Consider the following 9,230-nt stretch of genomic DNA (forward strand, 5'->3'; position numbering starts at 1 on the left):
GCCCGGTCGCCACCCCGGCGGTCACCGCGGAGTCGGCGGCGTGCGGTGGCTCCCCGGAGGCGCGCGGCGGGGGCATCCGGCACACCCGGGTCAGCAGCGTCTCCAGCACCGGCGGCGGCAGTCCGGGCAGCAGGTCACGGACGCGCCCGTCCAACTCGCCGCGCAGCCGCCCGAGGTCGGTGGCGCGGGGCGGGTGCCCCAGCAGCTCACCGGCCAGCTCGCGCAGCAGCGGTGGCGCCAGCGCCGCCATGCCCAACCCGACGTCGGCCGGGGCTCGGCGCAGCTCCTTGCGGAGCCGGTCCCGGTCGCCGGAACGGACCCCACCCACGACTCGGCGCAGCAACTCCTGGGAGTCGTCCACCCGCTCGTCGGGTTCCTCGTCGGTGCCCTCGCGCCCGCCGGTCAGCTCGGCCACCCGCACCGACCACCAGCGGTGCATTCGCACCTGCTCGGCCGGCTCCGGCGCGACCACGCCCGGCCCGGACGCCGGTGGCGTGTCGTGTCGGGGCGCGCGTTGCTCGGGGCGGGGGGCCGGGGCGCCGTCCGCGCCGAGCCCGATCGCCGTCAGATAGGCCGACAGCTGTTCCTGCGCCACCCGCAGCGCGTAGCCGGCGCTCTCGGCGTGCTCCGTGGCGGCGGACAGCTCGGGCACCCCCATCGGGTTGGCCGACTCCTGCCGTACCCAGCGCAGGCGCTCCGCGGCCAGGCCGAACTTCTCCAGCGCCTGCCCGAGCAGGGCATGCGGGAACTCCTCGGTGGCGGCGCGGACCTGCCCGCCGACATCCTCGATGATGGACATGGCGGCCTACAGGGTGGAGACGTAGAGCTGCGCCTGCTCCACCGCGACAAGTGTCGCGGCGAGACACTCCTCCAGCTCCTGGCTGGCCTGGGTCAGCGACGCCTGGGCCGCCTCCACCGTCTCGTGCCCGCTGCCCTCCAGCGCCCCGGCCAGGGTCTGCTGGGCCTCGGACAGTTTTTCGCCGGCCGCCTGCACGGCTGTCTGCCCGTCTCCGATCTGTTGGAGGGCGACATCGATGGCAGCCTTCAGCTCGGCGACGCTCGCCACGGCGAAACCTCCTGGGGGCGGGGAGATCTCCATTAGAGCCTATCGGCGGTCGGGAAAGAACATCCGCCCTGGCGGTGTTCCTGCCCGCCTGTCCGGAAGGCCCCCGGAAGTGCCGGGAGTCCGATCTGTGGGAGTCCCAGTGCGAGAATTTCTCAGTTGCTGGTCGGGTTCTCGCGAAGCCAACGCGGTCCGTACACCTCGGCGCCCAGCGCCGTCACCCGCCCGCGCAACTCCCGGTCGGCGGTGACCACCAGCCGGCGACGCCGCGGCGCGCCCTCCACCAACTCGACCACCGTGTCGTCGCCGGAGCCGGCGGCGGAGACCACCCGGACGCCCTCGGTGCCCGGCACGTCCCGCGCGGCCCCCTCCACCACCAGGACCACCTCCACCGGGGCGGTCAGCCGGGCCGGTAGCCCGACGGTCGCCACCGGGGCGAGCGAGTCGCGCAACCGGGCGGCGGCACCGGCCCGGTCACGCCACCAGCCGTTCGGGCGGGAGCCCACCACATTGGCGCCGTCCACGATCAGCAGCGGGGTCTCATCCATCCCGTCAGCCTGCCACCATCGGCCGGCCCCGGCCCGACGCCACACCCGGAATGCCGGTGCTCCGCCACCTGCGGCGTTTGTCGGGGCGCGCGCCGGGTAGCCCCTGCCGACCGTGCCGAGCCCTACTGCGGAGGACAGACATGATGGGACCCGGTGACATCGGCTCCGACCCGTGGGACGAATTCCTGGCCAGGTACTTCGGTCGGGGCGAGGGAGGGCGCCGACCGCCGCACCGGGTTGACATCACCCGACTGATGACGGCCGACGCCCGGGAGATGCTGGCCGACGCCGCCCGGCGGGCCGCGCAACGGCAGAGCAACGACCTGGACACCGACCACCTGCTCTGGGCGGCGCTGCAACGCGAACCACTGCGCGACCTGGTACGCCGGGCCGGGGCCGACCCGGACACCCTGCTCAACGCCCTCGGCGGAAAGGGCGACGGCGCGCCGCGCGGGGAGGTGCCGCCCAACCTGTCGTTGACCCCGGCCGCCAAGCGGGCGCTGCTCGACGCGCACCAGCTGTCCCGGGCGATGGGCGCCAACTACATCGGCCCGGAGCACATCCTGATGGCGCTGCCGCTCAACCCGGAGTCCCCGGCCGGGCGGATGCTGGCCGCCGGCCGGATCCAACCCGAGTCGTTGCAGGCCGCCAACGCCGAGCGCGGGCCGATGACCGGGCCGAAGCCGGACCGTGGCACCCCAACCCTGGACCAGTACGGGCAGGACCTCACCGACCTGGCCCGCAACGACCAGATCGACCCGGTGATCGGCCGAGCCGACGAGATCGAGCAGGCCGTGGAGATCCTGTCCCGGCGTACCAAGAACAACCCGGTGCTGATCGGCGAGGCCGGCGTCGGCAAGACCGCCATCGTCGAAGGGCTGGCCGAACGGATCTGCGACGGCGACGTACCGCAGACCCTGCTCGGCAAGCGGGTCGTCCAGCTCGACCTGGCCGGCCTTGTCGCCGGTACCCGCTACCGGGGCGACTTCGAGGAGCGGCTGAAGAAGGTGATCGACGAGATCCGGGCGCACCGGGACGAGCTGATCATCTTCATGGACGAGATCCACACCCTGGTCGGGGCCGGTGGCGCCGGCAGCGAGGGCGGAATGGACGCGTCCAACATGCTCAAACCCGCCCTCGCCCGCGGTGAGTTGCGGGTGATCGGCGCGACGACGCTGGACGAGTACCGCAAGAGCATCGAGAAGGACGCCGCCCTGGCCCGGCGCTTCCAACCGGTGCTGGTGCCCGAGCCCAGCGTCGACGACACCATCGCCATCCTGCGTGGGCTGCGCGACCGGTACGAGGCCCACCACCAGGTGCGCTTCACCGACGAGGCGCTGGTCGCCGCCGCCGAGCTGTCCGACCGGTACGTCACCGACCGGTTCCTGCCGGACAAGGCGATCGACCTCATCGACCAGGCCGGCGCCCGGGTGCGGTTGCGAACCCGCACCCCCGCGTCCGACGTGCGGGAGCTGGAACAGGAACTCGACGAGGTGCGCCGGGACAAGGAACAGGCAGTCACCGACGAGCAGTACGAGCGGGCCTCCGCGCTGCGCGACCGGATCGCCGAGTTGGAGGCTGACATCCGTCGCGCGAACGGCGACGACAGCTCGTCCAACTCCCAGGTGCCCGAGGTGGGCCCGCAGGAGATCGCCGAGGTGGTCTCCCGGGCCACCGGCATCCCGGTCAGCCAGCTCACCGAGGAGGAACGCGACCGGCTGCTGCGCCTGGAGGGCCACCTGCACCAGAAGGTGGTCGGTCAGGACGACGCGGTCACCGCGGTCGCCGAGGCCGTGCGCCGTTCCCGGGCGGGGCTGGCCGACCCGGAGCGGCCGATGGGCAGTTTCCTGTTCCTCGGCCCGACCGGTGTCGGCAAGACCGAGTTGGCGCGGGCGCTGGCCGAGGCGTTGTTCGGCGAGGCGGACCGGATGGTCCGGGTGGACATGAGCGAGTTCCAGGAGCGGCACACGGTGAGCCGGCTGGTCGGCGCGCCACCCGGATACGTCGGCTACGAGGAAGCCGGTCAGCTCACCGAGGCGGTGCGTCGCCGCCCGTACGCGGTGGTGCTGCTCGACGAGATCGAGAAGGCTCACCCGGACGTGTTCAACATCCTGCTCCAGGTGCTCGACGACGGGCGGCTCACCGACAGCCAGGGCCGCACCGTGAACTTCAAGAACACCGTACTGATCATGACGAGCAACCTCGGGTCCGAACTGATCACCGGTGCCCAACGCTCGGTCGGCTTCGGCACCGGGGACGTGGGCAGCGAACAGGAGAGCAACGAGCTGCGTGAACGGCTCATGCGCCGCCTGCAGGAGAACTTCCGCCCGGAGTTCCTCAACCGCATCGACGAGGTCATCATCTTCCGCCGGTTGGAGGCCGAGCAGCTGCGCGACATCACCGCGCTGCTGCTCGAGGAGACCCGCCGCCGCATGCACGCCCAGGACCTGCAGGTGGAGTTCACCACCGCCGGCATCGACTGGCTCGCCGAGCACGGCTACCAGCCGGAGTTCGGCGCCCGCCCGCTGCGCCGGGTGATCCAGCGGGAGGTGGACAACCACCTGTCCCGGATGCTGCTGGAGTCGGCGATCTCGCCCGGGCAGAAGGTCACGGTGGACGTCCGCGACGGCGCGCTCACCTTCGACGTGACCGCGGGCGAGCGGGGGTACACCGCCGCCACGACCACACACCCGCGATGAGCGGGTCGGCGGGAAGGGACGAGCACGAGGACCCGCACGAGCCCGCGGAGTCCGGGAAACACCGGGACGAGGACGACCATCCCGACCCGATCCTGGCGCCGCCCACCGCCAACCCCCGCCGGACACGGGTGCCCGCGGAGGGCCTGCATCCGAAGACCGACCAGGACGACCCGGAGACGTCCGGGCCGCCGCCTGCGAGAGGAGACCTGATGGTACGCGAAGCGCGGCTCGACCCCGAGGTGGAAGTGCTCTGGGAGGACTTCCACGCCGAGGTCAACGTCCCGTCGGAACAGCTGCGGACCTGGCTGCTGACCCGGGGTTCGGGGGAGAACTCGTTCGGTCCGAACCCCAACCTCGACCTGCCCCAGCCGGGCCGGGAGATCCTCAAGGTGCTCAACAAGCGCAAGGTGGACCTCACCCCGGAGGACATCGAGGTGATGCGGGAGGCGGTCGAGCGGATCCGCGAGCTGATGGACGCCAAGCCCTCGCGTGGCAACGCCGACGACACCTGGCGGCACTCCCTGCTCGACCTGGGTCACGACCCACTCGTCGAACTCTGAGCGAAGTTCACCCACGACGGTGCCGTCCCGACCTGGGACGGCACCGTCGCCGGGTACTACTGACCCTTGTCGGATTCCAGGCTGCCGATGGTCAGGCCCGCCGCGTCGGCGGCGGCGTCCCGGTCACCGCGGGTCTGGTCCTCCCGGGTGAGCAGGTTCGCGTACTCGGTCACGTCGGCCGGGTCGGGCACTGTCGGCAGGCGGCGCAGGAACGCCTCCACCGCACGGGTGGCGGCGGTGTGCGCGGCAGCCGCCTGGCGCAGCAGTTCGCGGTCGTCGGCGGGCGGGTAGAGGTCGGTCATGTCCGCCAGATACCCGGCCCACGGCGGTTCGCACCGCCAGCGGCCGGGAATACCGGCCGCTCAGCCCGGTCGGACCCCGGTGGGTTGCCGGACGCCGAACCCCGGGTTGCGGGGCAGCCAGGCCAGGTACGCCGGATGCGGCGCCAACGAGTCGACGTACGCCGCCTTGGCCGTCTCCAGCACCAACTCCGCGCCCTGGGCGGCGGGGGAGTCCGGATGCCAGCCGAGCAGGAGCCGCCACCGCAGCGGCGTCCCGGCGAGTTGTCGGGTGACCAGACCGCTCACCGGGCGGAACGTCGCCTGGCACAGGGCCACCGCCACGCCGGCGTCCACCAGGTCGACGCAGCCGCGGATGTCGGTCTCGTACACCTTGCGGGGGGTGAAGCCGGCGCGGGCGCAGGCGGCGGCGAAGCAGTCGGCGAAGCAGCCGTCGCCCGGCGCCGCGACCCACTGCTCGTGGCGCAGGTCCGCCAGGCGTACCTCGTCCTGCGCCGCGAGGGGATGGGTCTCCGGCAGCAGCACCAGCACCGGGTCGACGGCCACCTCCTGCCAGCTCAACCCGAACCCGGCCGACGGGATGGCGTCTCCGCACACGCCGGCCAGGGCGAAGTCCAGTCGACCGCCCGCCACCAACTGCGCCAACTCGTCCACCGACCAGGACGCGTACGTGGTGATCTGGGCGGGCGGCTGCTCGGCCGCCAACCGGTGCACCAGTCGACCCAGGATCGGGCTGTTCACCCCACCGAACCGGTAGCACGGCGGCGTGTCGCCCGCCCCGGCCAGCCGGGCGGCCTCGTCCTGCAGCCCCTTCATCGCCGGCAGCAGCACCCGGGCGCGGGCCAGCACCAGCTCACCGAGCGCGGTGGGCCGGGCCCCGCGCCGGTCCCGGTCGAACAGCGGGCCGCCCAGCGTCCGCTCGATGCGTTGGAGCTGGGCGGTGAGCGCCGGCTGGGCCAGGCCGAGCGCCGACGCCGCCTTCGTCACACTTCCCGTCTCCGCGATCGCGCAGACCACCCGCAGGTGACGCAGCTCCAGGTTCATAGGGTGACGGTAGGACTACGGGGTCTGCTGGCGGAATAGCCCGAGCGGATCGGTGATAATGAATGCATCGCCGGCTGTCGCCGGTCACTGCTCGCGCGGAGGCTCCGGCAGGTCCGCCAGGTACGTCGGGCGCCGCGTCACCGCGTCGAGGACCTTGTCCACCACCCCGACCGCCGGCTCCACGATCCGGTTCCACGGTGGGTTGGCCGGCGTGCCCGGGTGCGGTCGGGTCGGCGCGGCCTCCTCGGCGATCTCCAGCCGGTTGCCGAGCCGGATCAGCTCCTCCTCGGTCGCGACCGCGCGCAGTTCGGTGACCAGCGCGCCCACCCCGTCGACATGCCGGCGGACCCGCTCGGTGACCTCGGTCAGCGAGTCGTCGGTGAGCCCCTTCAGGGCGTTCAACAGGGCCGCGTCGGCGTTGATCTCCGCGTCCACCCGTTCGGTGGCCGTCGGCAGCGCCGCACGCACCGCCGGCAGCAGGTACTGCTCCTCGGCGGACAGATGCCGCGACAGCGCGGCGGTGAGCACCGCCAGGCCCTCCTGCGGTGTGCTGTCCGGGCCGGAGAGCTGCTCCAGCAGCCCCAGCAGCTGCCGGTGCTCCCGGTCCACGATGTCGGCGATGCTGCGACCGGCGGGCCGGTAGCCCTCCTCGGATGCGGGCGCGGGCGGCAGCGGCGGCAGGGGAACAGCGGACATGGTGCCCTCCTCGACTGGCGGGCGGAAGCTCCGGCAGCTACGTACGGTCGTGGGCGGCGGTACCCGAACGCGGCCACGGCGAAACCGACCCGTCGATGCCTGCACCCGCGCCGGGCTGTCGAGCAGCGCGGGCTGGTATGAAGAGGCGATGACGAGCGATGCCGCCTCCGCCCGACCCGACCCCACCGCAGAGGTCGTGGACCTCTGCCGCGACCTGCTGCGCATCGACACCACCAACACGGGTGACAACGACACCAGCGTCGGCGAGCGCCGCGCGGCCGAGTACGTGGCGGAGAAGCTCGCCGAGGTGGGCGTGGAGTCCGTCCTGCACGAGTCCGCGCCGGGCCGGGCGAACGTGGTGGCCCGCATCCCGGGCACCGACCCGAGCCGGGGTGCCCTGCTGGTGCACGGCCACCTGGACGTGGTGCCCGCCGACGCCGACGAGTGGTCGGTGGGCCCGTTCTCCGGCGAGCTGCGCGACGGCTACCTCTGGGGCCGGGGCGCTATCGACATGAAGGACTTCGACGCGATGGTGCTCGCCGTGGTGCGGCACTGGCAGCGCACCGGCGTGCGACCCCCGCGCGACATCGTGCTCGCGTACACCGCCGACGAGGAGGCGGGCAGCGACTACGGCGCGCGCTTCCTGGTGGACAACCACCGTGACCTCTTCGACGGCTGCACCGAGGCGATCGGTGAGGTCGGCGGCTTCTCCTACTCGGTCAACGACAACCAGCGGCTCTACCTCATCGAGACCGCCGAGAAGGGCATCGACTGGCTGCGGTTGCACGCCAAGGGTCGCCCCGGGCACGGCTCGATGATGCACGACGACAACGCCGTCACCGCGCTCGCCGAGGCGGTCGCCCGGATCGGCCGGCACCGCTTCCCGGTGGTGGTCACCGACACCGTGCGGGCCTTCCTGACGGAGGTTTCCGACCTGCTCGGCATCGAGTTGGACCCGGACGACCCGGAGACGGCCATCGCCAAGCTCGGCCCCATCGCCAACATCATCGGCGCGACCATCCGCAACACCGCCAACCCGACCCGGTTGAGCGCCGGCTACAAGGACAACGTCATCCCCGGCCGGGCCACCGCCACCATCGACTGCCGCAGCCTGCCCGGCCAGTCCGAGCTGTTGGAACGGCAGCTGCGCGAGCTGGTCGGCCCGGACATCGCGATCGAGTACGTGCAGCGGCAGCCGGCGCTGGAGACCACCTTCGACGGTGACCTGGTCGAGGCGATGTCGGCGGCCCTGCGCGCGGAGGACCCGGGGGCGCGGCCCGTTCCGTACATGCTCTCCGGGGGCACCGACGCCAAGGCGTTCTCGCAGCTCGGCATGCGCTGCTTCGGGTTCGCCCCGCTCCGGCTGCCCGCCGACCTGAACTTCTCGGCGTTGTTCCACGGCATCGACGAGCGCGTTCCGGTGGACGGACTACAGTTCGGCGTGCGGGTTCTCGACCGGTTCCTCCGCACCTGCTAGCCGTGTCCGGCCATGTCCGCCGGCGCGCAATCTCCCCATCGTGAAGGGACTGCCCCACATGACCGACCAGCATGGTGAGCTGGACGCCGCTCTCGAGCGGGTGATCGAAGCGGCCCGCCACCACCTGGCCGCCGTACGCGCCGCACAGGGCCGCGTCGACGACGACGACGTCTGGCAGGCGTACGTGGCGTTGAACAACGCCTCCTTCGCGTACGACGAGCGGCTGCTCGACGCCTTCGGCGAGGTGACGCCGTGGGATGTCGACTCGATCGACCCGGACGAGGCCGACGAGCGTTTCGGCGGCGGCGAGGGGGCCGAGGCCAGCGACCCGCATCCCCGGGTGATCTCGGTTCGTCAGCGTCGCGACTACCGGGTGCCGAGCGTGTCCGCGCTGCTGCGGGCGGCCGAGGCGGCCCGCCGCGAGGGCACCCCGGAGGACGACGAGCCGGCTCCGGTGGAGGGCGTCGGCGAGGCGGTGCTGGAGCTGCTGCAGAGCGGTGACGGCTCGCTCGGCGCGTTGGACGTCCCCGAGTTGGAACCGCTCGACGGGGTGGTCATGGTCAGCGAGGTCGGCACCCCGGTCGACCTGGAGTCGTTCGAAGACGACGACGCGGTCGGCCCGTTCCAGCCGGCGGTCGACGACCGGCTGGTCGGTCGGCTCGACGAGCACCCGTTCCTGGAGCTCGACGACGACCACGACCACGCCGGGCACCAGCACTAGACCCAACGCCGTTCAGTTAGGCGGTTAGTCGGGGTGTCAAGGCGTGTCTAGGACGTAAAGCAGCGGAGCTCCGGTATAGAGGGTGGTCACTCTAAGACGCCCTTGAACCTGGAGCTCCGCTGG

The 9,230-nt window shown here is 72.3% G+C and carries 10 protein-coding genes; 4 read left to right on the top strand and 6 right to left on the bottom strand.

Going from position 1 to position 9,230, the window contains the following annotated elements; all coding sequences use genetic code 11:
• The 3 genes from DLJ59_RS02020 to DLJ59_RS02030 all read right to left on the bottom strand — a co-directional run.
• A partial coding sequence (locus DLJ59_RS02020) for a hypothetical protein (RefSeq protein ID WP_124770816.1) occupies positions 1 to 799 on the bottom strand: 799 nt, incomplete at its 3' end.
• A gap of 6 nt (positions 800 to 805) precedes the next feature.
• Positions 806 to 1,066, bottom strand: coding sequence for a hypothetical protein (locus DLJ59_RS02025; RefSeq protein ID WP_030332749.1), 261 nt, complete (start codon positions 1,064 to 1,066; stop codon positions 806 to 808).
• A gap of 152 nt (positions 1,067 to 1,218) precedes the next feature.
• Complete coding sequence (locus DLJ59_RS02030) at positions 1,219 to 1,611, bottom strand: PIN domain-containing protein (protein ID WP_124770817.1); 393 nt, start codon at positions 1,609 to 1,611, stop codon at positions 1,219 to 1,221.
• Positions 1,612 to 1,751: 140 nt separating this feature from the next.
• Here DLJ59_RS02030 and DLJ59_RS02035 point away from each other — a divergent pair, with 140 nt between their 5' ends.
• Positions 1,752 to 4,310 (top strand): ATP-dependent Clp protease ATP-binding subunit, encoded by a 2,559-nt coding sequence (locus DLJ59_RS02035; protein ID WP_124770818.1) that lies wholly within the window; start codon positions 1,752 to 1,754, stop codon positions 4,308 to 4,310.
• Positions 4,311 to 4,519: 209 nt separating this feature from the next.
• Complete coding sequence (locus tag DLJ59_RS02040) at positions 4,520 to 4,870, top strand: DUF3140 domain-containing protein (protein ID WP_124770823.1); 351 nt, start codon at positions 4,520 to 4,522, stop codon at positions 4,868 to 4,870.
• Positions 4,871 to 4,926: 56 nt separating this feature from the next.
• Here DLJ59_RS02040 and DLJ59_RS02045 read toward each other — a convergent pair whose 3' ends face one another.
• The 3 genes from DLJ59_RS02045 to DLJ59_RS02055 form a co-directional block, all read right to left on the bottom strand.
• Positions 4,927 to 5,172 carry a hypothetical protein gene (locus tag DLJ59_RS02045; RefSeq protein WP_030332759.1) on the bottom strand — a complete coding sequence of 82 codons (246 nt, stop codon included), beginning with the start codon at positions 5,170 to 5,172 and terminating at the stop codon, positions 4,927 to 4,929.
• 60 nt (positions 5,173 to 5,232) lie between these two features.
• Positions 5,233 to 6,213: a LysR family transcriptional regulator gene (locus DLJ59_RS02050; RefSeq protein ID WP_124770819.1), complete on the bottom strand. Its 981-nt coding sequence runs from the start codon at positions 6,211 to 6,213 to the stop codon at positions 5,233 to 5,235.
• Between the two features lie 84 nt (positions 6,214 to 6,297).
• Complete coding sequence (locus DLJ59_RS02055) at positions 6,298 to 6,909, bottom strand: hemerythrin domain-containing protein (protein WP_124770820.1); 612 nt, start codon at positions 6,907 to 6,909, stop codon at positions 6,298 to 6,300.
• A 148-nt stretch (positions 6,910 to 7,057) separates the two neighbouring features.
• Between DLJ59_RS02055 and DLJ59_RS02060 the strand changes: the two genes are divergently transcribed.
• On the top strand, positions 7,058 to 8,386 hold the full coding sequence (locus DLJ59_RS02060; protein ID WP_124770821.1) for a M20/M25/M40 family metallo-hydrolase: 1,329 nt from the start codon (positions 7,058 to 7,060) through the stop codon (positions 8,384 to 8,386).
• 58 nt (positions 8,387 to 8,444) lie between these two features.
• A complete protein-coding gene (locus DLJ59_RS02065) occupies positions 8,445 to 9,107 on the top strand; it encodes a hypothetical protein (RefSeq protein ID WP_124770822.1) in 663 nt (220 codons plus the stop codon).
• Positions 9,108 to 9,230 lie beyond the last annotated feature (123 nt).

The sequence above is a fragment of the Micromonospora inaquosa genome, from assembly GCF_003857055.1.
Classification (GTDB): Bacteria; Actinomycetota; Actinomycetes; order Mycobacteriales; family Micromonosporaceae; genus Micromonospora; species Micromonospora inaquosa.

Excerpts from the sequence above, each read along its gene's own strand:
- DLJ59_RS02050 (WP_124770819.1), bottom strand. The coding sequence starts at position 6,213 with ATGAACCTGGAGCTGCGTCACCTGCGGGTGGTCTGCGCGATCGCGGAG.
- DLJ59_RS02060 (WP_124770821.1), top strand. The coding sequence starts at position 7,058 with ATGACGAGCGATGCCGCCTCCGCCCGACCCGACCCCACCGCAGAGGTC.
- DLJ59_RS02035 (WP_124770818.1), top strand. The coding sequence starts at position 1,752 with ATGATGGGACCCGGTGACATCGGCTCCGACCCGTGGGACGAATTCCTG.
- DLJ59_RS02040 (WP_124770823.1), top strand. The coding sequence starts at position 4,520 with ATGGTACGCGAAGCGCGGCTCGACCCCGAGGTGGAAGTGCTCTGGGAG.
- DLJ59_RS02055 (WP_124770820.1), bottom strand. The coding sequence starts at position 6,909 with ATGTCCGCTGTTCCCCTGCCGCCGCTGCCGCCCGCGCCCGCATCCGAG.
- DLJ59_RS02045 (WP_030332759.1), bottom strand. The coding sequence starts at position 5,172 with ATGACCGACCTCTACCCGCCCGCCGACGACCGCGAACTGCTGCGCCAG.
- DLJ59_RS02065 (WP_124770822.1), top strand. The coding sequence starts at position 8,445 with ATGACCGACCAGCATGGTGAGCTGGACGCCGCTCTCGAGCGGGTGATC.
- DLJ59_RS02030 (WP_124770817.1), bottom strand. The coding sequence starts at position 1,611 with ATGGATGAGACCCCGCTGCTGATCGTGGACGGCGCCAATGTGGTGGGC.